Below are 23850 nucleotides of genomic sequence, written 5' to 3' on the forward strand. Positions count from 1 at the left end.
TAGCAGCAAAAACTAAACATCATCAAAATCCACTCGAATCGTAGCTGATGTAGGATGTGCTTGACAGGTCAAGATCAATCCGCTAGCGACTTCTTTGTCGGTTAGGATAGAGTTTTTAGTCATTTCGGCAGTTCCTTCGGTAACGCGCGCTAAACAACTACTACAAATTCCGCCTTGACAAGAATAAGGAGCATCAATACCTTGTTTTAAAGCAGCATCCAGAATGGTTTGTTTGGCCGACATTTCAAAAGTCGTTTCTTCATCGTCCACCATTACCGTAATTTGCGCATGTCCTTCTAACGATTGTTCGATAGTATGTTCTTTGGCAGAAGCCGAAAATAATTCAAATTTGATATTGGATTCCTTGATATTTTTTTCTTTTAAAGCTTCCGAAACCTTGTTAATCATTGCTTCAGGCCCACACAAATAGAATTTGTCAAATTCCAAACTGGCGTGTTTTTCGTTCAGGATATAATTCACTGTAGTTTTGTCAATGCGTCCAGACAAAGCAGCAGCTACATTTGCTTGGCTATAGACATAGTGTACAAATAAACGCCCCACATATTGGGATTGTAAATCGTGTAATTCTTGGTGAAAAATGGTTTCTTCAGGCGATTTGTTTCCGTATACCAAAACAAAGGTGCTTTTTGGTTCACTTTTTAACGCCGATTTCAAAATAGAAAGAACAGGTGTAATACCGCTACCCGCCACAAAAGCGGCATAGTTACGTTGACGATCAGCCTGAGGTTCAAAAGTGAATTTCCCTTCTGGGTTTCCCACTTCAAGAACGTCTCCTGCTTTAAGTTTGGTATTGGCAAACTGCGAAAAAAGTCCATTAGGAACGGCTTTTACCGCAATTCGTAATTCGCCACTATCCGGAGCAGAACAGATTGAATAGGCGCGACGAATTTCTTGATTGTCCAAAGTCAATCGCAGGTTAATGTATTGACCAGCAATGAAAGTATAGTTGGATTGTAATTCTTCAGGAACTGAAAAAAGTATGGAAACAGCGTCTTTGGTTTCGCGTTTCACTTCTTTAATGATTAATTTTAAAAAGGAAGACATAGTTGTAATTTTTGACAAATATAGTAAACCATAGGGGTTTTAGAAAATGATAAAGATCAGGTTTGTAGGATTTGCCACAAAGGCGCAAAAGCACAAAGAATAGTTTTTTTGCTCTAGTCATTGTCTGGAAAAGTTACCAAATGAAAGTCCTCGCCACGGATTAAAGGATTTAAATGGATTAAAAAACTTCAAATATAGAAATTGGAATTCGTAACTTTTTATTACTTTTAACTACTTATTTACCAAATCTATACTTAATGAAGTTTATTCTACATTTTCTCTCGCTGGAATGGAAATCGTTTTCCCGTTCGGCTTCTTTTGGAACGAATCTCGCTATAAAGATTCTATTGGCCATTCTGGCTTTATTGTATTCTTTTGCGCTTCTATCCATGGGAATTGGGTTGTATTATGGCCTTAAAGAGAATCATTTAGACCCTTTAGTTCAAATCAACACCTTTTTGATTTACTATTTCCTTTTTGATTTAGGGATGCGTTTTTTATGGCAAAAAATCCCCGTAATGAACATTCGCCCTATGCTAATTTTGCCCATTAAAAAAAGTACAATTGTTCATTTTTCTCTAGGGAAAACCGCTTTGTCTTTTTTTAACTTAATGCACGTTTTTTTCTTTCTGCCTTTCTCAGTGGTGTTGTTCATAGAAAATCATCCAATTGAGAGCATTCTTTCTTGGCATTTGGCTATGTTTTCGTTGGTGTACATCAACAATTTCATTAATGTGCTCTTTAGCAACAAAGACAATTTATTTGGAATTTTACTAGTAGTTATAGTTGTTTTAGGCGGATTACAACATTACGGCTATTTCAACATTACGGATTATTCGGCACCTTTTTTTGAAAGCCTATTTCACATTCCAGGATTATTTTTAGTCCCACTTCTATTGCTTATAGGATTGTATAAAATCACCTATGATTTTTTTAAAAACCAATTGTATTTAGATGCTGGATTAGCTACTAAATCGACGGTTGCCAAAACTGAAAATTTCACTTGGCTAAATCAGTTAGGGACTTTAGGCACGTTTTTAAAAAACGATATTAAATTAATCAAGCGAAACAAGCGTTCTAAAACCACGGTAGGGATGAGTATTTTGTTTTTGTTTTATGGCTTTCTTTTTTTCAATGAAAATTTCCACCAACCCCAAGCCATACAAATTTTTGCGGGGATTTTTGTCACAGGTGGCTTTTTGTTCACTTTTGGTCAGTTTGTACCTAGTTGGGATAGCCAATATTACCCATTGATGATGACCCAAAACATTTCATACAAAAACTATTTAACTTCAAAATGGTGGTTAATTGTGATTGCAACTGTACTTTCTACCCTTTTAGCTTCCTTTTATATTTATCTTGGTTGGCAGGTATATTTAACCATTTTGGCGGGAGCGGTTTACAACATTGGAATCAATTCTCATTTAGTTTTGTACGCGGGTGCTTATACCAAAACGCCTATTGATTTAACCTCAAGTAAAGGCGCTTTTGGTGATAAAAAAGCATTTAATCTACAAACGACTTTAATTTCGTTACCCAAAGTCTTGTTGCCAGTTTTATTATATGCTTTAGGCAAAAACATGGAAGGTCCAAACACAGGCTTAGCTCTTGTGGCAGGTGCTGGACTAATAGGTTTTGCATTACGCGACCGGGTTTTTTCTCAAATTGAAAAAGTCTACAAAATAGAGAAATACAAAACCATTCAAGCCTACAAACAAAACAATTAACATTCAGTTTCCGGTTAGCAGTAATAAACATTTTCTAACCCCATAAACTTTTAATCTCATAAACGATATTCACCATGATCCAAATCAACCAACTTTCAAAAAAATACAACGGAACAACCGTTTTACAAATCGATAATTTAAGTATTCCAAAAGGACAAAGTTTTGGACTAGTAGGCAATAATGGCGCAGGTAAAACTACTTTTTTCAGTTTGCTTTTGGATTTAATCCAACCTACAACCGGCGAAATCATCAATAACGAAATTCCTGTTTCTACTAGTGAAAACTGGAAATCCTTTACCACTTCTTTCATAGACGAAAGCTTCTTAATTGGGTATTTGACGCCCGAAGAATATTTCAATTTCATTGGTGATTTACGAGGTCAAAACAAAGCCGAGATTGATGCTTTACTTCAAAAACATCAAGATTTTTTTAATGGAGAAATACTTGAAAATAAAAAATACTTGCGCGATTTGTCTAAAGGGAATCAAAAGAAAGTGGGAATTATTGCTGCTTTGATAGGTAATCCTGAGGTGGTGGTTTTAGACGAGCCTTTTGCTAATTTAGATCCCACCACAGTCAATCGATTAAAAAAAATCATTAAAGAATTAGCCGAAAATCCAAAGACAACCATCTTGGTTTCAAGTCACGACTTACAACACACCGTTGAAGTTTGCGATAGAATTGTGGTATTAAATAAAGGAGAGGTGGTTAAAGATATTATCACGTCTGATGAAACACTTCAAGAACTCGAAGCCTTTTTTGCGGTTTAACTTTCAATATTTCAAAAAGAAACGTAATTTTACCCATCTATACACTAAAATAGTGAATTAGAAGTTAAAGTTATAAATGGTTTCCAATTGAAAATAAATAGATCTCAACATATCTTCAGTTTTTTTCTGTTGCTTTTTATAGTGGCTTGTTCTACTAAGAAAAACACTTTTGTATCGCGAAATTACCACGCACTAACCACCAAGTACAATGTACTTTATAACGGGGGAGTCGCTTTTGATAAAGGAATTGCAGATATTAATACAAAAAGCAAAAACAATTTTTGGAAACGATTGCCCGTCGAAAAAATGGAAATGTCAGACGGCTCAATTTTAGATACTGCCAAGAATGCCAATTTTGATTTAGCAGAAACAAAAGCCACAAAAGGAATTCAGAAGCACTCCATGAACATTGGAGGAAAGGAGTACAATTATCAAACAGACGAAGCATATTTAATGCTTGGAAAAGCGAGATATTACAGCCAGCGATTTGTTCCTGCTTTGGACGCGTTTAATTATATTTTGTACAAATATCCCAATAGTAGTAAAATTCATGAGGCAAAAATTTGGCGCGAAAAAACCAATATGCGTCTAGGGAATGAAGCTTTAGCAATTAAAAATTTAAGTAAGCTATTAAAAGACTTTAAATTAAATAAACAATTGGTAGCGAATGCCAATGCCGTTTTGGCAGAAGCCTTTTTGAATTTAGAAGAAAAGGACAGTGCGGTAGTAAAATTGCAGGTGGCCGAAAAAGCAACTAAAATTAATACAGAGAAAGCCCGATATCGATTCATTTTAGGGCAGTTGTATGAAGAATTAGGTAAAAGAGAATTGGCATTATCTAGTTATCAATCAGTGATTGACATGAATCGAAAAGCAGATAGAGAATACCGTATTCAGGCGTATGCGAGAAAAGCCCAATTATTTGATTTTCAAAATGGCGATAAAGCTCAAATAACTAAAATGTTTGCCCAATTGGTTGAAAATCGGGAAAACCGCCCTTTTTTAGATTTGATTTACCATCAAATGGGGGTGTTTTATGATAAAAGCAATGATATAGAATTGGCTTTAAAAAATTACAATCTATCATTAAAAAAAGTAAAAGACAACACGTATTTAGCGGCTTCAAATTATCGAAATATAGGTAATATGTATTTTAAAAGCACTAATTTTCCTTTGGCTGCAAAATATTATGACAGTACTTTAGTTAAGTTAGATAAAAAAACTAGAGAATTTGCACAAATTGAAAAAGTCCGAAAAAACCTGGACGATGTGATCAAATACGACGCATTAGCAGTAACAAATGATAGCATTTTAAAAGTAGTGTCTCTGTCTGAAACCGATAGGATCGTTTATTTTGGTAAATATATTGACGAATTAAAAAAGAAAGAGGAAAAACAAGCCCTTTTAGTAAAAATACAGCAAGAAGCTATAAAGAATTTCGAACACTCAGGTAATTCCGATTTGCCAGGAACAACATTATTAAATACCAAAACGGCGGTTCGAACACTTCCAAAATTAGACTCAGGAAGTAGCACTTCAAGCACATTTTATTTTTATAATCCTACCACAGTGGCTTTTGGTCAGTTGGAATTCAAAAAAAATTGGGGAAAACGAAATCCGAATGGGTTTTGGAGAATGAAAACCAGTTCAGCAAATTCAACAACAGATACCCCTTTATCCGATGCAACACCACTACAAGTAACCACTAAAACTATTGACAAACCGGACGACAAATATTCGGTGGATTATTATTTAAATCAAATACCTTCTGATAAAAAAGTACTCGACAGCATCAATCAAATACGCAATTTTGCGTTTTATCAATTGGGGATTATTTACAAAGAAAAGTTCAAAGAATACGCTTTGGCTACAGCCAAATTAGAAAAAATATTGGAACAAAATCCAGAAGAGAAATTGGTTTTGCCAACGATGTATAATTTGTACAAAATCTATCAAATTACAGATGCAACTAAGGCAACGGCAATGAAAAACCGTATTGTCTCGCAATATCCGGGCTCGCGTTATGCGCAAATTATCAGTAATACGGATACCAATAGTTCCAATCTCGAAACTCCAGAAAAAATATACAATCAATTTTATAAATTGTTTCAAGAACAACAGTTTGTGGAAGTTTTAGAAAAATTAAATACTGCAATCATTCAATTTTCGGGTGATGAAATTCTTCCAAAAATGGAGTTGTTACGCGCCAATACACAGGCAAAATTGTTTGGACTAGAAGCTTACAAAAAAGCATTGGAAGAAGTGGCCGAACAGTATTCTAATTCCGAAGAAGGCAAACAAGCACAAGAAATCTTGAACAATCAAATCCCGATTTTGGAAAAAATGGAGTTTAGTTCGGCGGCTAAAAGTTGGAAAATTTTGTTTAAAGTAGGTTTAAAAACAGATTCTTTAACTCAAGAAACACAAGCAAAAATCAAAAAATTCATTGAAGATGAGAAAATCAGCAACCACTCGTATTCGTATGATGTCTATACTGATAAAGAAAATTTTATAGTTATTCATAATATAAAGTCAGAGGCCTATGCCAATGATATAATCAATTACATGACTGTAAATAAACAATATACGATTAATCAACCCGCGATTGTCATTTCGAGTGATAATTATAAAATAGTCCAAATCAAGAAAAACTTAGACCGCTATTTAGCCTCAAAAAAGCAGTAAATTATGTTTGAAAAAAAAACCAAATCCTACACCGATCTTTTAGGAAAAACGAACCGAATTGTTGAAGGAACTCGAATAAAAGGAAATATTTATTCTGTGGCTGATTTTAGATTAGACGGAGAGTTAACGGGTAATTTTCAATGTGAAGGGAAAATAGTTATTGGGCCAGCCGGAATAGTTGTAGGGGATATTGATTGTAAAAGCGCCGATATTGAAGGGCGTTTTAGTGGAAAAATCCAAGTGGTTGAATTACTGAATATCAAAGCAACAGCTGCTATTTATGGCGAAGTGACTGTGGGGAAATTATCGGTAGAGCCCGGTGCTGATTTTAGTGCAACCTGTACTATGAAAACAAATCCTCCCCAAGCAAATAATGGAGAATAAAAAAAACAAAAAACCATTCAATAAATGGTTGGCATTAATCAATATTCCCATTCAGATGGGGGTTGTTATTTTTGTTTTTTCATATATGGGGAATTGGTTAGATGAAACACATCCAAGCCCTATTTTTTATTACCATAAAATAAGTGTTCTATTGGGTGTTTTTTTAGCGCTTTACAACACCATAAGACAAGTAAATGACATCAACAAATCCGATTTCAATTGAATTTTCAACTATTGCCAAATCCTAAACACAAAACAGCCGTATTAATTTGGGCAGCTATAATTATACTGTCTTATTTTGCACACCGCTTTGCTTTTGAATGGATAGGAATTAGACATGACGCTTTTTCGTATTCACTTCTGAGTTTGTATCTTTTTTTCGGGCTTTTTTCTGTAGCTATTTTGCTGACGGTTTTTCGGGTAAGTGCTCGTAATTTTGATTTGGTAGGCATGTCTTTTTTAATAATTACTACCCTAAAAATGGTGGCATTTTTTGTTTTTGTGCACCCCATTTTAAAAAGCATTTCTAGCACTGCTCCAATTGAAAAAATTAATTTTTTTGGGATGTTTATTGTCTTTTTATCAATTGAAACCATAGTAACGATAGTGATATTAAATGAAAAACAATAAATTACCTATAAAAGTGATAAATAAGGCAAAAAATAATTTTTCATATTCTTTTGAATATTAATAAAAAATGTACCTTTGCACCTAAATTTTAGAAACCAAAATAAACTAAGATATTTAACTGTTATGGTGATTTCAAACAAACCACTTCAATTCATACTAGTAGCTTTAGTAGCTTGTCTTCCTTTGATTAGTTTGGCTAATCCCGTTGAAAAAGCGGAAAAAGAGCATACAGAAGTAGCTCATGAAGAATCTACCGATATTAAAGCTGAAATAAAAGAGTTTATCAATCACCACTTATTAGATTCACATTCTTTTTATTTTAATGCCAATAAAGAAACAGGAGAACACTACGGTTTTTCATTGCCTATTATTTTATGGGATAATGGGTTGCAAATATTTTCTTCAGCTGAATTTCACCACGGACCTGTAACAGATGTTGCAGAGCACAACGGGAATTTCTACAAATTACACCACGAGAAAATTTATAAAACTGATGCCAAAGGGACGCTTACTGAGGAGCACGGTCATCCTACCAATGCGCAACCACTAGATTTGTCTATTACAAAAAGCGTGGTGGGAATTTTATTTGTGGCTTTATTAATGTTTTTCTTGTTCAGAGGTTTGGCAAAATCATATGCTAAAAATGGCGGAATTGCATCTGGAGCTGGACGTTTCTTTGAACCGTTAGTTTTATATGTAAGAGACGAAATTGCGATTCCTAACATTGGAGAGAAAAACTACAAGAAATACATGAGTTATTTATTAACTATATTTTTCTTTATTTTCTTTTTAAATCTCTTGGGGTTGACACCACTAGGATTTAATGTTACAGGAAACATTGCCATTACCTTTTCGTTGGCTATTTTAACGTATTTAATTACCACTTTTTCTGCTAACAAAGATTATTGGGCGCATATCTTTTGGATGCCAGGAGTGCCAACACCAATGAAATTTATTTTAGCTCCAATTGAATTATTAGGTACAGTGATCAAACCATTTTCATTAATGATTCGTTTGTATGCTAATATTTTGGCTGGACACGTGGTATTAATGAGCATCATAGGTTTGATGTTTATATTTAAAAGCTGGATTGGAAGTTCGTTGTCATTTGGATTGGCATTTGCACTTTCTATCCTTGAAATATTAGTAGCGTTTTTACAAGCGTATATTTTCACGATGTTGTCTGCTTTGTATTTTGGTGCTGGAAACGAAGAACACCACCACGAAGAGGCGCATTAGATTGCAGATTTTTGAATTTAGATTTTTGAATAATTCTTAAATCTTAAATCGTTAATCTTCAATCAAAAATCAAATTGAATGTTTAATTTTTAATATATATATTATGCAAATTCCAACTATTGTAGGAGCAGGATTAATTGTAATCGGAGCAGGTTTAGGTATTGGTAAAATTGGTGGTTCAGCAATGGACGCAATTGCACGTCAACCAGAAGCTTCAGGAAAAATCCAAACAGCTATGCTTATTGCAGCTGCACTTATTGAAGGTATTGGTTTCGCTGCGTTATTCGCTGCGTAATTAAAGCAAAGAACGATAGTTACAACGGTTGGTTGTAACTATTGTTTTTAAAAATTAAAACAGATTCAATTGCGCAATGCAATTAAAAAAAAGTTTACAATTTTATAATTACATATAATGGAGAAGTTAATTAATGATTTTTCGTTTGGTTTATTTATTTGGCAAGTAGTCATTTTTGTTGGATTAATATTCTTATTAAAAAAATTCGCTTGGAAGCCTATTTTAGATGCAGTAAACGAAAGAGAACAGGGTATTAAAAATGCTTTGGAATCTGCCGAAAACGCACGTAACGAAATGCAAAATTTGCAAGCAGATAACCAACGTATTCTTCAAGAGGCAAGAGCAGAACGTGACGCAATGTTGAAAGAGGCTCGAGAAATGAAAGAAAAAATGGTTGCTGATGCAAAAAGTGAAGCACAAGAGCAAGGTCAAAAAATGATTGATCAAGCAAAGGCGGCTATCGAAAGTGAAAAAAATGCAGCGATGGCTGATTTGAAATCACAAGTAGCTACCTTATCATTAAGTATTGCTGAAAAACTATTGAAGGAAGAATTATCTAACAAAGAGTCTCAAACTAAATTAGTGGAGAAAATGTTAGGTGACGTAAAACTGAACTAATTATGGCAGGTACAAGAGCAGCAATTCGTTATGCAAAAGCAATCTTAAACATCTCTAATTCAAAAGGAGTGGTTGAGGTTGTGAATAACGATATGAAATGGATTGCTTCTACAATCAACGCAAACGAAGAATTAAGCACCTTCATTCAAAGCCCAACGACTACCGTTGAGGCAAAAGAAAAAGCGTTATTGGAAGTTTTTTCTGGAGTAAATGCAGTAACACAAGGATTGTTTCATTTGTTGTTTGAAAACAAACGTTTTGAAATCCTTGAAGCAGTTGCTTTAGAATACAATAAATTGTCTGATGAAATGAACGGAATTGAGGTAGCCAAAGTAACTACTGCTATTCCAATGGATGCGGCTTTAGAAACTAAAGTTTTAGCAAAAATCGCAACCCTTTCAGATAAGAAAATCACAATTGAAAACACAGTAGATGCTTCTATTATAGGAGGATTTATTTTGAGAATAGGCGACAAGCAATACAACGCTTCTGTTGCTAATAGATTACAAGTATTAAAAAGAGAGTTTAGTAATTAGTTATTACACATAAAAGTGTCTAAATTATAAAGTAAGATGGCGGAAATCAAACCTGCTGAAATTTCAGCAATATTAAGAAAGCAAGTAGAAGGTTTTGAATCTGGTGCTACACTAGAAGAAGTAGGAACAGTACTTAATGTTGGAGATGGTATTGCTCGTGTTTACGGGCTTTCAAATGTTCAATACGGAGAGTTAGTAGAATTCGAAAATGGTCTTGAGGCTATTGTATTGAACTTGGAAGAAGACAATGTTGGGGTAGTACTTTTGGGTGCTTCAACAGGAATCAAAGAAGGTTCAACTGTAAAAAGAACACAACGTATTGCGTCTCTTAAAGTAGGAGAGCAAATGTTAGGACGTGTAGTAAACACTTTGGGACAACCAATTGATGGTAAAGGACCAATCGGTGGTGAATTATACGAAATGCCTTTGGAAAGAAAAGCGCCAGGAGTTGTATTCCGTCAACCAGTAACTGAACCATTACAAACAGGAGTAAAAGCTGTTGATGCAATGATTCCAGTAGGACGTGGACAACGTGAGTTGGTTATTGGTGACCGTCAAACAGGAAAATCAACGGTTTGTATTGACACGATCTTAAATCAAAAAGAATTTTACGATGCAGGAAAACCTGTATTTTGTATCTATGTTGCTATTGGACAAAAAGCTTCTACTGTTGCAGGAATTGCAAAAATGTTAGAAGAAAAAGGAGCTATGGCCTATACGATTATCGTTGCCGCTAATGCTTCTGACCCTGCTCCAATGCAAGTATATGCTCCAATGGCGGGTGCTGCAATTGGGGAGTATTTTAGAGACTCTGGACGTCCAGCTTTGATTGTTTATGATGATTTATCTAAACAAGCGGTGGCGTATCGTGAGGTATCTCTTTTATTAAGAAGACCACCAGGACGTGAGGCATATCCTGGAGACGTTTTCTACTTACACTCTCGTTTATTAGAGCGTGCTTGTAAAGTGATTGCTGATGATGATATTGCAAAAAACATGAACGACTTACCAGATTCTTTAAAAGGAATTGTAAAAGGTGGGGGTTCTTTAACCGCTTTACCAATTATCGAAACACAAGCGGGAGACGTTTCTGCATACATCCCAACTAACGTAATTTCGATTACAGACGGTCAAATTTTCTTGGATGGAGATTTGTTTAACTCTGGGGTTCGTCCTGCAATTAACGTAGGTATTTCGGTATCTCGTGTTGGAGGTAATGCTCAAATTAAATCCATGAAAAAAGTATCAGGTACTTTAAAATTAGACCAAGCGCAATTCCGTGAATTGGAAGCGTTTGCTAAATTTGGTTCTGACTTAGATGCTGTTACTTTAAACGTAATTGAAAAAGGAAAACGAAACGTTGAAATTTTGAAACAAGGTTTGAACGAACCATTTACAGTAGAAGATCAAGTGGCTATTATCTACGCGGGGTCTAAAAACTTATTAAGAAATGTTCCTGTAGAAAAAGTAAAAGAATTTGAGAAAGATTTCTTAGAGTTCTTGAACAACAAACACAGAGACACCCTTGATGCTTTAAAAGCTGGAAAATTAGATGACACGATTACGGATGTTATCGAAAAAGTAGCAAAAGAAGTTGCTGCGAAATACAATTAATCAATATAACAATATGTCAATGTGTAAATAACTGTGATTTACACATTGATAAATTGATAAATTTTCATATTTAGAATGGCAAACTTAAAGGAAATACGTAATAGGATTACTTCCATTTCATCTACGATGCAAATTACATCGGCAATGAAAATGGTTTCTGCGGCAAAGCTAAAAAAAGCACAAGATGCGATTACAGCAATGCGCCCTTATGCCGAAAAATTAACGGAATTATTACAAAATCTTTCAGCAACCTTAGATGGTGATGTAGGAGGAGATTATACAGCACAACGCGAAATCAAAAAAGTTTTGGTAGTTGCCATTACTTCGAATAGAGGATTGTGTGGTGCATTTAATTCAAATGTAATTAAAGAGGTTAAAAACCGTACTGATTTTTATGTCGGGAAACAAGTTGATGTTTTTGCGATTGGTAAAAAAGGGAATGATATTTTAAGTAAATCTTCTAATGTTATTGCAAATCAAAGTGGTGTTTTTGACGATTTGACCTTTGATAATGTAGCTTCAATCGCTGAATTATTAATGCAAAAATTCATTGCTGGCGAATACGATCGCATCGAATTGGTATACAACCAATTTAAAAATGCGGCAACTCAAATTATTCAAACAGAACAATTTTTGCCTTTAGCCCCAATTCAATCAGAGGCTTCGGCTACTTCAGGAGACTATATTTTTGAACCTTCTAAAGAAGAAATTGTATTGACATTGATTCCAAAATCATTGAAAACACAATTGTATAAAGGGATTAGAGATTCATTTGCTTCTGAACACGGTGCTCGTATGACGGCGATGCACAAAGCAACAGATAATGCCAAAGAATTGAAAGACCAATTAACATTGACTTATAATAAAGCACGTCAAGCAGCAATTACTAATGAAATCTTAGAGATTGTTGGTGGTGCTGAGGCGTTGAATGGATAGTGCCTTTCAAAAGAAATTACAAGAGCCTCGCATTGCGGGGCTTTTTTAATTCATTTTTACAACATACATTATGGAAATTAAAGAACTTACTACATTAGAAGAAATGCTAGCTCAGTTTGACTTAGTGCAGCATTTGTATAGCAATAATTTTACTTTAGAAAAATACAAAGCGTATTTAACCGAAATGCTTCCTCATAACTATATTCAAATCGCTGTGTTTGAAGAGGGACAATGCATTGGACTTTCGGGTTTATGGTCTGGAATTAAATTATGGTCTGGGCGGTATTTTGAGATAGACAATTTTATTGTGCATCCCGATCATCGTTCCAAAGGAGCAGCTAAAATAATGACCGATTATATCAAAACAAAGGCAGAAGCAGCAGGATGTACCATGATTGTATTGGATGCTTTTACAGGAAACTTTACAGCACACCGTTTTTATTATAACCAAGGCTATTATCCTAGAGGATTTCATTTTATTAAAACCCTAAACGAAGGAGGATTATCTTAAAAAGGCTGTTAACAAATCTAATTTCAAAACCCAAATTAAACCAAAGATTTCGTTATTTTTGTTTTCATCAATACCTAAACTAGACCAACTTGGGATTATATAAAAGTCTTTTTAAACAAACAGCCATCTATGGATTAGCTACGGTTTTGCCTCGAATGTTGAGCTTTTTACTCGTGCGTTTGTATACAAAGGTTTTACCCACAGGCGAGTATGGAGAAGTGTCTATTGTACTCTCGTGGATGGTTTTCTTCAATGTGGTGTTGTCGTACGGAATGGAAACGGCTTTTTTCCGATTCTATAATTCAGAGACCGATAAAGAAAATGTGATAGCAACCTCGACTATTTCTATTTTTTGGTCGTCTATTGTTTTTCTTTTTGGCGCCTTAATTTTTAGAGGAACTTTGGCTTCTTTGGCCAATGTAGAAGTACAGTATATTACGTATGCTATTTGGATTTTAGTGTTAGACGCATTGGTAATTGTTCCTTTTTCAAAGTTACGAGCCAATCAACGACCGATTATTTATGCAGTAATTAAAATAGGTAATGTTGCGGTAAATTTACTTTTGAATGTCTTTTTTTTATTAGTGTTACCTAAAATAGCCGACTCTAATCCGAATTCTTTTTTAGGAAATTTATATGTTGATAATTATGAAATTGGCTATATTTTCGTTTCTAATTTAGCAGCAAGTTTATTAACCTTATTGGTACTTTCGCCCAATTATCTTTCTTTGACTCGAAAATTTGATGCGGCTCTATGGAAAAAGATGATGCAATACGGTTTACCAATTTTGGTTGCCGGAATTGCATTTGCAGTAAACGAACATTTTGATAAAATTCTATTGGGCTATTGGTTACCAGACAACGTAGCCAAGGCGGAAGTAGGAGCTTATTCCGCCTGTTATAAATTAGGCTTGTTTATGGTGTTGTTTGCTACAGCATTCCGATTGGGAATCGAACCGTTCTTTTTTAGTCATTCCAATCACGAAAAAGCACCACAAACCTATGCGATGATTACCAAATATTTTGTGATTTTTGGTTCACTCATTTTGTTAGGAGTAATAGTTTTTGCCGACATTTTGAAGTTTCTACTTTTGGACAACAAATCCTATTGGGAGGCGATGAAAGTGGTGCCATTGATTATTTTAGCCAATTTTTGTTTGGGAATTTACAATAACCTTTCGGTTTGGTATAAATTGACCGACAGAACCAAAATGGGAGCCTATATTTCAATTGTGGGCGCTGTTTTAACATTAGTACTGAATTACCTTTTAATTCCAAAATTCAGTTATTTTGGCTCAGCTATTGCAACTATTGCCGCTTATGGAAGTATGATGTTCATTTCCTATGTTCTAGGAAATCGCTATTATCCCATTCCGTATGATATGGAAAAAATAGGAGGCTATTTAGGATTATCTATTCTATTTTCGGCCATTTCTTTTTACGGATTCAGAGAAAATTATTTTGTTGGAATTCCGTTATTATTGTTGTTTGTGTATTTTGTGTACCACAACGAAAAAGCAACGATCTTGTCTATCATTAAACGAAAAAAATAAAATGACAATAAAAATCATCAATAAGTCGCAGCATCCGTTGCCTAATTATGAGACACTTGCTTCAGCAGGAATGGATTTAAGAGCCGATTTAACCGCTCCCATCACATTGGCTCCACTTGGGCGTGTTATTGTGAAAACGGGGTTGTTTATCGAGTTACCCATTGGATTTGAGGCGCAGGTTCGCCCAAGAAGCGGTTTGGCTATCAAAAAAGGGATTACCGTTTTGAATTCTCCAGGAACAGTCGATGCTGATTATAGAGGAGAAATAGGGGTGATTTTAGTCAATTTATCTAATGAAGATTTTGTAATTGAGAATGGCGAACGCATCGCTCAATTGATTATTGCCAAACACGAACGCGCCGAATGGATTGAAGTTCAGGAATTATCTGAAACATCCAGAGGCGAAGGTGGTTTTGGTAGTACGGGGGTAAAATAAGTGTTCAGTGTTCAGCATAAATTGTTCAGAAAAAAATCAAAAATATAATCTTAGCGAACTTTGCGAAAAATCTTTGCGAGCTTTGCGTTAAAATATAAAGAATGAAAATAATAGTACCAATGGCAGGACGTGGTTCTCGTCTTCGCCCACATACATTAACGATTCCTAAACCATTAATTCCTATTGCAGGAAAACCAATTGTACACCGTTTGGTGGAGGATATTGCGGGAGTTTTGAATCAAGATATTGAAGAAATTGCCTTTATTATCCATGAAAGTTTTGGAAAACAAGTCGAAGCTGATTTGATTGCTATTGCTGAAAAACTAGGGTCTAAAGGAACGATTTATTACCAAAACGAAGCTTTAGGAACAGGTCACGCCATTATGTGTGCCAAAGATTCTTTGAGCGGTCCAGCGGTGATTGCCTATGCCGATACGTTAATTCGTGCCGACTTTGATTTGGATCAAAATGCAGATAGCGTGATTTGGGTAAAACAAGTAGATCAACCTGAAGCATTTGGCGTAATTAATTTGAATGAAGCCAACGAAATAGTAGAATTGGTAGAAAAACCTAAAGAGTTTGTTTCAGACCTTGCCGTAATTGGAATTTACTATTTCAAAGATGTAGCAGTGTTGAAAAACGAATTACAATGGGTATTGGATAACAATATCATTCATGGAGGCGAATACCAAATCAACGACGGAATTAAACGAATGATGGCTAATGGTAAACGTTTTGTTCCTGGTGAAGTGGCTGAGTGGATGGATTGCGGCAACAAAGATGTGACAGTGGAGACCAACGGAAGAATGTTAGGTTTTTTACAACAAGACGGAGAAAATTTAGTCCATTCTGGGGTAAAATGTGAAAATGCAACGATTATTCCGCCGTGTTATATTGGTGAAGACGTGGTATTGATTAACGCGACTGTTGGGCCTAATGTTTCTTTAGGAAAAGGATGTCATGTTACTAATAGTACAATCAAAAACAGTTTGGTACAAACCCATTCGCATATTAAAAATGCCAATTTAGACAATGCTATGATTGGAAATCATGCGAGTTTCGATGGTAATTTCACTAGCATCAGTATTGGGGATTATTCGGTTTTGGAATAAAGAAGTATGAATACAAAGACTATAGTTTTTTTCTTTTTAAGTCTGTTTGTATTGCCGTTTTCGGGATGGACACAAACAGAACCAGAGGATATTGCTATGGTTTCTGATGAATTTCAGGATTCTTTTTACGAATCGCTTTTGCAAAAAGGCATTGAGAATTACGACAAGGCGATTGTGGCTTTGGAGAAATGTTTGGTAAGCCAACCGAATAATGCAACAATTCATTTTGAATTAGGCAAAAATTATTTGGCTTTAAAGCAATATGAAAACGCCTACCAATCGTTTCAAAAAGCGACTCAAATTGAGCCTAAAAACAGATGGTTTTGGGTAGGAATCTATGATTTGAGTTTTCAAACCAAGAATTACGACCGGGCAATGGCTGCGGTACAACAATTGATTTTGTTTGACGAGCGAAATAAAGACGATTTGATTCCGTTGTACATGATGACGAATCAGTCTGAAAAAGCGCTAGCTTTAATCAAGGAAATGGATGCTAAATATGGCAAATCGCAAGAAAGAACGCAATTTAAAAACCAAATTCTTTTGGCTACCAAAAACGAAACTTCCGACTGGAAAGAAGTAGGTGATTTTAAAAAATATTTGGATGCCAATGATGGAAACCAAGCGGTTCAATTAATGAATAATATATTGGTAAACACCCAAATCCCCAATACGGTTAAGCATCGAGTAGTGAATGAATTTTTGATCTTTGCATTTAAAAATCCGCAATTTGAAAGCAATTTAGAAAAGGCAATTTCGTTTTTTGATTCAGACAAAGAAGTGAATGTGGCACAAGCTATTGGAAAGTTCTATCAAAACAAAAATCAAACGGAGAAAGCTATTCGGTTTTATGAATTGGCACTTCAAAAAGAAGTAGGAGCGGTGGAAACTAATTTACTCTTACTTCAAGCGTATACAACGACACAGCAGTTTGAAAAATTGGCTCAAAAATCAGCAGCAGGAATTGAATTGTATCCCGCTCAAGCCTATTTTTATTATTATTTTGGTCTAGCCAACAACCAATTGCGTCAATTTAAAAAAGCGAAGGATACGTTAGAAACGGGTTTGGATTTTGTAATAGACGATTTGGATTTGGAAATCAATTTTAATTTGCAATTGGCAGAAGCTTATAACGGTTTGGGCGATTTTAACAAGAAAGACAGTTTTTTTGCGCAAGCAAATCAGCTAATACAAAAGAAAAAGAAATGAGAAAGATAATCATGGTGTTGTTTTTAATGGCATTGGTTTCGTGTAAAACCCAACAAGCCATTGCGATAACTACGCCCGAAGTTCCTAAAACAAAAGAGATTTCAGCTGGAGAAATAATAGCGAATCATTACAATAACAAAATCAACTTTTCGACGGTTTATATTAAATCGAATGTGCGTTTTTCTGATGAAAAACAAACACAGAATGTAACGGCAGAAATTAAAATTAAGAAAGACGAACAAATTTTGATTAGCGTGCGTTTCTTAGGAATTACGATGGCGAAAGCCTTAATTACACCTACATCGGTGAGTTATTATGAGAAGATGAACGGAACGTACTTTGAGGGCGATTTCAGCGGATTGAGTCAATGGCTTGGGACTGATTTGGATTTTTCTAAAATTCAAAATATGTTGTTGGGCGAAGCTTTTGATAATTTACAACAGGGGAAATATGTCTTGTCAAAAAGCGAACAGGGGTTTGAATTAGTCGACTTACAATCCGAAAAAACGAAGAAAAATTACGTTTTTGATACAGAAAAATTTCAGATTCAAAAACAAGAAATAAGTCAGCCAGAACAAGACCGAATGATTCAGGTGAGTTATTCAGAACGCGCTTCATTTAATGAAGGGGCAGTTCCAATGCAGGTTTTGATAAACGCTTTACAAGCGAAAGGAAAAACCGAAATCAGTTTTAATTACAATGCGGTTAGTTTCAATGAAGCGCTTTCTTTTCCATATAGCGTTCCAAATGGGTACAAAAGAATTTTAATTAAGTAAATTTGCAAAAATATTTTACCATGCCAAAATTTCTCCTTAGTCTATTGTTTATTTGCACCACCTCATTGGTTTGGAGCCAAGAGTCGCAACAAGAAAGGTTAGAACAACGAAAAGCTCAAATTCAGCAAGAAATAAAAGAGAATGAAAGACTATTACAGTCCGTTAAGAAAAAAGAAAAATCGGCAGTGAGTGTCATGGCTATTCAAGAGAAAAAAATAGCGCTGAAAGAAAATTTGATAAAGACCACAGAGAAACAAGCGAAGTTGTTAAGTAACGATATGTATATTAATCAAGTACAGATTAACAAGCTTAAGAAAGAACTAGTTATTTTAAAAGAAGATTACGCAAAGATGATTGTGAAGTCGTATAAAAGTCGTTCAGAAGAGAGCAGAGCCATGTTTTTATTGTCGTCAAAAAATTTCCAGCAGGCATACAAACGATTACAGTATATGAAACAATATACTAGTTTTAGAAAAATTCAAGGAGAAGAAATTCAAGGAAAATCGAAAGAACTTGTTGTGTACAATCAAAAATTAGAAGTACAAAAATCAGCCAAGCAAAAATTAATTGAAGAGAAAGAGAAAGAACGTCAGTCTTTAGAACAAGAAAAGAAAGAACAAGAAAAATTAGTAAATGCGATTAAAAAAGACAAGAATAAAATTGCTAATGACATTAAGAAAAAACAACAAGAAGCCAAAGCGATAGATCGTCAAATAGACCGTTTAATTCGTCAGGCCATTGCAGAAGCGAATAGAAAAGCGGCTGCCGAAAGAGCCAAACAAAAAGCAGCTGCCACCGCTGCGGCTAAAGAGAAGAAAGCGGCTGCACTAGCTGCTGCAAAAGAGCTAGCTAACGCCAATAAGACAACAAAAAACGCCAAACCAATAGCAAAACCAGTAGAAACAGAGGAAGAACCAGAACCCACAACAAGGGAATCTATTTCGTCTACGAAAATTGATTTAACTCCCGAAGCTAAAATTGTTTCGGATAATTTTAGAGCCAATAAAGGAAGATTGCCGTATCCAGTAGAACGTGGAAGCATTACTTTAGGTTTTGGAAACCAACCACATCCGGTATATAAATCGTTAATGGTGCATAATAGTGGTGTAGAGATTACAACCGACCAAGGAGCTAGTGCTAGAGCAGTTTTTGATGGGATTGTGACTAGTGTAATTAGTTTGTCTCCCGTAAATAGAGCCGTAATGATTCAGCACGGAGATTACTTTACGGTATATCAAAATTTAAGTTCTGTTTCTGTAAGCAAAGGAGAAAAGGTAAACAGAAAACAAGCAATAGGAAGAGTTCGTTCCAATGGAGAAACGGGTAAAACGGTGATTAAATTTTTAATACTTCAAAATACTTCGTATATCAATCCTGCGGGATGGTTATCAAATTAATTAGATAAAGCACTACGAAAGTAGTGCTTTTTTATTTTTCAGCGGTGTATTCCAAAATGTCGCCTGGTTGACAGTCTAAAGCATTGCAAATAGCTTCTAATGTGCTAAATCTTATGGCCTTTGCTTTTCCTGTTTTTAAAATAGATAAATTGGCTAATGTCAACCCTACTTTTTCTGATAATTCGTTGAGTGACATTTTGCGTTTTGCCATCATTACATCTAGGTTTACGATTATTGCCATACTTTAAATTGTTAGGTCGTTTTCTTTTTGTAATTCAATTCCTTTTTTGAAAATCTGTGAAATAACGTAAACAATTGCGCCCATCATCAAAAATGCTGCTGTATCGTTCCAATACGAACTGGCATCACTTAGTTCGTATCCGTTTTGAATGAGTCTTTTAGCATATTCTTTTGTAATTATACTTAGAATTGCTATTGAAAACGCCTCGTAACTTATCTTTTCTATGATTTTGGCTATAGCCAGACTAAAGGGAGCTTCAATATTCAATTTAGTGAATAAGCGTACTACCCAATAAAATAAGTAGGCTTTAAGAAATGCTAAAACAACGATACAACTCATTAATCCTACAAAGTGAGGAAATTCTTTTTCATACAATTCGGAAAGATCTAATCCATTATAAACGTTATGTGTTGCGATTGGTTTGAACAAGGTAAAAACAAAATTAAATAGTAGCGCACCGGCTTCTATGCAAAGTCCAATAAAAATGATCCAAGAAGCAACATGCAGTCCTTTTAAAATAGCCGCATTATTTTTTTTCATGCCTAGTTAATTTTTAATTATGGATACAAAAATAAATTTTTATTGATAATCAATAAAATTTTATTGAAAAAAATTATATTTTTAACAAAAAATCATTTTATTGCCAATTTATTAGTGTGCATTTATATAGGATTAAGATTCAATAATTTTCTTGGATTCACTACTATTTTTAAAATGTCAATCTATTTCATACATTTGAACTTATGAGAGGAGTTAAAATGCTATTTTGGTTGTTGTGGCGCGTATGGTTTTACATCATGATTGCTTTGCCTATATTGATCATGTTTCCTTTTTTAGTATTGTCAATAGTTTCGGAACGTGGCTACCCTTATTTTTTTGTCATGGCAAGAATTTGGGGGAAGTTTATTTTGTTTACTATGGGATTCTATTACAAAGTAGAAACTATTCAAAGGTTAGAACCTAACACTAGTTATATGATTGTAGCCAATCATACTTCGATGACCGATATCATGTTAATGTTAGCCGTGGTTGATCGTCCTTTTGTTTTTGTTGGGAAAAAAGAATTAGCGGCAATTCCTTTGTTTGGATTTTTTTATAAGCGGACTTGTATTTTAGTAGACAGGAACAACGCGCAAAGCCGACGTGCTGTTTTTGAAAGAGCTCAAAAGAAATTAAATCAAGGTTTGAGTGTTTGTATTTTTCCTGAAGGGGGAGTTCCTTATGACGAATCGATTGTTTTAGATAGTTTTAAAGATGGTGCATTTCGTTTAGCAATAGAACATCAAATTCCTATTGTTCCCATTTCTTTTGGAGATAACAAAAAACGATTGTCGTATACTTTTTTTAGCGGAAGTCCAGGATTAATGCGAGTAAAAATCCATCAACACTTGGAGACGAAAGGCAAGACGTTGGACGATAGGAAAGCAATAAAAGAGGAAGTGTATCAGATTATTTATGACCAATTAGTTGCCTTCGAGAGTTAATACCAATAAAAAAACTGTCTTAAAACACCTTTTGTCAAACTGAACTTGTTTCAGTTTCTTTAACTTTTTAAGTTAAGATTCCGAAATAAATTCGGAATGACAGCACGATGCAATTAAGACAGCTTTTGTTTTATGAGTTTGAAGCGTTATTCAGCGCCTAATTCTTTGATTTGTGACTTGATTTTTTCTTCTAATTCTTCGGCTAATTCTGGGTTGTCTTTGATTAAGGCTTTAACAGCATCCCTACCTTGTCCTAGTTTTGTATCTCCATAGCTAAACCAAGAACCTGATTTTTTGATAATTTCAAATTCTACTGCTAAGTCTAAAATTTCTCCAGTTTTAGACACGCCTTCGCCATACATAATGTCAAATTCTGCGGTTTTAAATGGGGGAGCTACTTTATTTTTCACCACTTTTACTTTAGTTCTGTTTCCAATTACGTTTTCACCATCTTTAATTTGTGAAGCACGACGAATATCCAAACGAACAGACGCATAAAATTTCAAGGCGTTACCACCAGTTGTAGTTTCTGGATTTCCAAACATTACCCCAATTTTTTCTCTTAATTGATTGATAAAGAAAACAGTACAGTTTGTTTTGCTAATAGTTCCTGTTAATTTACGTAAGGCTTGTGACATTAAACGGGCATGAAGTCCCATTTTAGAATCTCCCATTTCGCCTTCAATTTCACTTTTTGGAGTCAAAGCAGCTACTGAGTCAATTACCACAATATCAATTGCTCCTGAACGAATTAAGTTTTCGGCAATTTCTAATGCTTGCTCTCCATTATCTGGTTGTGAGATAATTAAATCTTCAATATTTACGCCTAGTTTCTCAGCATAATGTCTATCAAAGGCATGTTCAGCATCGATGAAGGCCGCTATTCCGCCTGCTTTTTGAGCTTCGGCAATAGCGTGTAATGTTAAGGTTGTTTTTCCAGATGATTCAGGACCATAAATTTCAATAATTCTTCCTTTTGGGTAGCCACCTACACCTAAAGCTAAATCAACTCCCAGAGAACCCGAAGAGATTACTTCTACTTCTTCAATGGCTTTGTCCCCCATTTTCATTACGGTTCCTTTTCCGTAGGTTTTGTCTAGTTTGTCTAGTGTAAGTTGTAGGGCTTTTAGTTTGGCTTCTTTTTCTGAACTCATCTTTTATGTATCTAATTAGTTGTCAATTTAAGAGAAAAACACGTATATAGATACGTGTTATATTTTCGTAAAATTAGGTTTTTTTTTGAAGTTTCAAAAGGTATTTTGTAAAATATAGAAATGCCTCTAGTAGGAAGGGATATTTTAGAAATTCATTCAAAAAACTAATAAAAAATCATTGATTCATATTTTGAACATATTCACTTGGAGTGATTCCAATCTCTTTTTTGAAAGCACTATAAAAATTCGATCGGGTTTTAAATCCCGACTGTTTTCCAATAGCCTCAATAGTTACTATTGAATTAGTTCCAGATTCTAACAATTCAATTGCATGAGCGATTCGTAATTTAGTTTTTAGTTTTGAAAAATTAATATTCATTAAATGTGTGATACAATATGCAACTTGATTTTGGGGTATTTTAAGATCAATAGCTATAGTGCTCATTGTAAAATCAAATTTCAGGTATGGTTTTTTTTCTTGAAGATAGTTTTGAATTTGCACTGACAGTTCAAAAAAAGGATCTTCTTCAGGTATAGTTTTTCTTTTTTCTTTCTTTTTCTTGGTCAGATTTGAAGTGCTATTTCTAGGTATTCCGTAAAGGACTTCAGGGAATAACAAAAGCGAAAAAGACATTAAAGAGTAGGCAAAACCAGCCATAATGTATAACAAATATCCATTGCTTATAGATTCATTAGACATAGAGAATCCTGCGTTTAAGGCTAAGTAAGTAAAGCTAATACAAATGAAAAGCATGTTAGATAAAAATAAAACTAGCCACCGGTAAATTATAAAATATTGTTTTTTAGGATTTTGTCTTTCTGTTTTTTTCGAAGGATAGTACTTCCAAAGTAAGTAAAAACAGTACAATAAATATACAAAAACTAAAAGGGTTCGTAAACCGAAACTTTGTTGAAAAGTATAGAATAAATTTACTTCAATAGTATTTATTGTATTCAAGTCATGAATAATCTGATTGGCCAATTGGAGTTTGTTTTCAAAAGGCAAAAAAAGATAAGGAAAACTACCTATTGTAGCAATTATAGTTGGCACAAAATGAATCCAATCGTATTTGTGTAATCTATAAAAACCTGTTAATGTGTTTCTTACATAGAAATATACGAAAGGGCCTATTAGAAACATAAGTGGGGCAAAATGGTTGAAAAAAATAGCCAGCCCCAAGGCAGAATTTTTAGAGGTTATAAAATAGTGCCCAATTCCAAACAAAGAGGTTAGTATAAAAACACAGGACAAAAAAAACATGTTTCGATTTGATTTCCAATTAAAAAAAAGCAGGACAAAGGATATCAAAATTGTAAAAACAGATAGATACAATAGCATTAATGTGGGGTTTCAATAGTTACAACAAAAGTAAAAAAATCATTAACGGAAGTATTGACCTCAAAAAAGAATTTGTCAAAATAATCTATTTAGAGGACAAACTTGCAGGACAACTTTATTTTGTCAGCTTATTTTAGAT

Annotated in this window: 25 protein-coding genes; 20 read left to right on the plus strand and 5 right to left on the minus strand. The window is 34.5% G+C overall.

Annotated elements, in window-relative coordinates; genetic code table 11:
* Positions 1–12 precede the first annotated feature (12 nt).
* The gene (locus tag MG292_RS03005; RefSeq protein ID WP_264534174.1) at positions 13–1065 is read right to left on the minus strand and encodes a ferredoxin--NADP reductase; all 1053 of its coding nucleotides are present in this window, start codon (positions 1063–1065) and stop codon (positions 13–15) included.
* 257 nt (positions 1066–1322) lie between these two features.
* On the opposite strand from MG292_RS03005, the gene MG292_RS03010 reads away from it, so the two are divergent.
* The 19 genes from MG292_RS03010 (at position 1323) to MG292_RS03100 (ending at position 19493) form a co-directional block, all read left to right on the plus strand.
* Complete coding sequence (locus tag MG292_RS03010; protein WP_264534173.1) at positions 1323–2792, plus strand: DUF5687 family protein; 1470 nt, start codon at positions 1323–1325, stop codon at positions 2790–2792.
* Between the two features lie 74 nt (positions 2793–2866).
* A complete protein-coding gene (locus MG292_RS03015) occupies positions 2867–3562 on the plus strand; it encodes an ABC transporter ATP-binding protein (RefSeq protein WP_264534172.1) in 696 nt (231 codons plus the stop codon).
* 87 nt (positions 3563–3649) lie between these two features.
* Positions 3650–6247, plus strand: a complete 2598-nt coding sequence (gene porW / locus MG292_RS03020; protein ID WP_264534171.1) for a type IX secretion system periplasmic lipoprotein PorW/SprE — start codon at positions 3650–3652, stop codon at positions 6245–6247.
* Between the two features lie 3 nt (positions 6248–6250).
* Positions 6251–6631, plus strand: coding sequence for a bactofilin family protein (locus MG292_RS03025; RefSeq protein WP_264534170.1), 381 nt, complete (start codon positions 6251–6253; stop codon positions 6629–6631).
* On the plus strand, positions 6621–6854 hold the full coding sequence (locus tag MG292_RS03030) for an AtpZ/AtpI family protein (protein WP_264534169.1): 234 nt from the start codon (positions 6621–6623) through the stop codon (positions 6852–6854). Before MG292_RS03025 ends, MG292_RS03030 begins: the two co-directional genes overlap by 11 nt.
* Positions 6851–7261 carry a hypothetical protein gene (locus MG292_RS03035; protein ID WP_280158090.1) on the plus strand — a complete coding sequence of 137 codons (411 nt, stop codon included), beginning with the start codon at positions 6851–6853 and terminating at the stop codon, positions 7259–7261. The genes MG292_RS03030 and MG292_RS03035 overlap by 4 nt, the downstream gene beginning before the upstream one ends.
* A 123-nt stretch (positions 7262–7384) precedes the next feature.
* Positions 7385–8500, plus strand: coding sequence for a F0F1 ATP synthase subunit A (gene atpB / locus MG292_RS03040; RefSeq protein ID WP_264534167.1), 1116 nt, complete (start codon positions 7385–7387; stop codon positions 8498–8500).
* Between the two features lie 103 nt (positions 8501–8603).
* A complete protein-coding gene (atpE, locus tag MG292_RS03045; RefSeq protein WP_008255642.1) occupies positions 8604–8795 on the plus strand; it encodes an ATP synthase F0 subunit C in 192 nt (63 codons plus the stop codon).
* Between the two features lie 117 nt (positions 8796–8912).
* A complete protein-coding gene (locus tag MG292_RS03050; protein WP_264534166.1) occupies positions 8913–9413 on the plus strand; it encodes a F0F1 ATP synthase subunit B in 501 nt (166 codons plus the stop codon).
* 2 nt (positions 9414–9415) lie between these two features.
* The gene (gene atpH / locus MG292_RS03055) at positions 9416–9949 is read left to right on the plus strand and encodes an ATP synthase F1 subunit delta (protein ID WP_264534165.1); all 534 of its coding nucleotides are present in this window, start codon (positions 9416–9418) and stop codon (positions 9947–9949) included.
* Positions 9950–9985: 36 nt separating this feature from the next.
* Positions 9986–11563 carry a F0F1 ATP synthase subunit alpha gene (gene atpA / locus MG292_RS03060; protein ID WP_264534164.1) on the plus strand — a complete coding sequence of 526 codons (1578 nt, stop codon included), beginning with the start codon at positions 9986–9988 and terminating at the stop codon, positions 11561–11563.
* 75 nt (positions 11564–11638) lie between these two features.
* A complete protein-coding gene (atpG, locus tag MG292_RS03065; RefSeq protein WP_264534163.1) occupies positions 11639–12499 on the plus strand; it encodes an ATP synthase F1 subunit gamma in 861 nt (286 codons plus the stop codon).
* Between the two features lie 70 nt (positions 12500–12569).
* Positions 12570–13010 (plus strand): GNAT family N-acetyltransferase, encoded by a 441-nt coding sequence (locus tag MG292_RS03070; RefSeq protein WP_264534162.1) that lies wholly within the window; start codon positions 12570–12572, stop codon positions 13008–13010.
* Between the two features lie 89 nt (positions 13011–13099).
* Positions 13100–14563: a lipopolysaccharide biosynthesis protein gene (locus tag MG292_RS03075; protein ID WP_264534161.1), complete on the plus strand. Its 1464-nt coding sequence runs from the start codon at positions 13100–13102 to the stop codon at positions 14561–14563.
* 1 nt (position 14564) lies between these two features.
* On the plus strand, positions 14565–14999 hold the full coding sequence (dut, locus tag MG292_RS03080; RefSeq protein WP_264534160.1) for a dUTP diphosphatase: 435 nt from the start codon (positions 14565–14567) through the stop codon (positions 14997–14999).
* 101 nt (positions 15000–15100) lie between these two features.
* Entirely contained in the window at positions 15101–16111 is a 1011-nt protein-coding gene (locus tag MG292_RS03085; RefSeq protein ID WP_264534159.1) for a sugar phosphate nucleotidyltransferase, read from the plus strand.
* Positions 16112–16117: 6 nt separating this feature from the next.
* Complete coding sequence (locus tag MG292_RS03090; protein WP_264534158.1) at positions 16118–17320, plus strand: tetratricopeptide repeat protein; 1203 nt, start codon at positions 16118–16120, stop codon at positions 17318–17320.
* Positions 17317–18096: a lipoprotein insertase outer membrane protein LolB1 gene (gene lolB1 / locus MG292_RS03095; RefSeq protein ID WP_264534157.1), complete on the plus strand. Its 780-nt coding sequence runs from the start codon at positions 17317–17319 to the stop codon at positions 18094–18096. Before MG292_RS03090 ends, lolB1 begins: the two co-directional genes overlap by 4 nt.
* Before the next feature lie 20 nt (positions 18097–18116).
* Positions 18117–19493, plus strand: a complete 1377-nt coding sequence (locus MG292_RS03100; RefSeq protein WP_264534156.1) for a murein hydrolase activator EnvC family protein — start codon at positions 18117–18119, stop codon at positions 19491–19493.
* Between the two features lie 31 nt (positions 19494–19524).
* Here the strand turns inward: MG292_RS03100 and MG292_RS03105 are convergent, their stop codons facing one another.
* Together MG292_RS03105 and MG292_RS03110 are read right to left on the minus strand one after the other, a co-directional pair.
* Positions 19525–19734, minus strand: a complete 210-nt coding sequence (locus tag MG292_RS03105; protein WP_264534155.1) for a helix-turn-helix domain-containing protein — start codon at positions 19732–19734, stop codon at positions 19525–19527.
* A 3-nt stretch (positions 19735–19737) separates the two neighbouring features.
* On the minus strand, positions 19738–20274 hold the full coding sequence (locus tag MG292_RS03110) for a DUF2975 domain-containing protein (RefSeq protein ID WP_264534154.1): 537 nt from the start codon (positions 20272–20274) through the stop codon (positions 19738–19740).
* A 203-nt stretch (positions 20275–20477) separates the two neighbouring features.
* Here MG292_RS03110 and MG292_RS03115 point away from each other — a divergent pair, with 203 nt between their 5' ends.
* The gene (locus tag MG292_RS03115) at positions 20478–21218 is read left to right on the plus strand and encodes a lysophospholipid acyltransferase family protein (protein ID WP_264534153.1); all 741 of its coding nucleotides are present in this window, start codon (positions 20478–20480) and stop codon (positions 21216–21218) included.
* A gap of 146 nt (positions 21219–21364) precedes the next feature.
* Here the strand turns inward: MG292_RS03115 and recA are convergent, their stop codons facing one another.
* Entirely contained in the window at positions 21365–22372 is a 1008-nt protein-coding gene (recA, locus tag MG292_RS03120) for a recombinase RecA (RefSeq protein ID WP_264534152.1), read from the minus strand.
* 175 nt (positions 22373–22547) lie between these two features.
* On the minus strand, positions 22548–23513 hold the full coding sequence (locus MG292_RS03125) for a helix-turn-helix domain-containing protein (protein ID WP_264534151.1): 966 nt from the start codon (positions 23511–23513) through the stop codon (positions 22548–22550).
* Positions 23514–23850 lie beyond the last annotated feature (337 nt).

The organism is Flavobacterium keumense, from assembly GCF_029866485.1.
GTDB classification, from domain to species: domain Bacteria; phylum Bacteroidota; class Bacteroidia; order Flavobacteriales; family Flavobacteriaceae; genus Flavobacterium; species Flavobacterium keumense.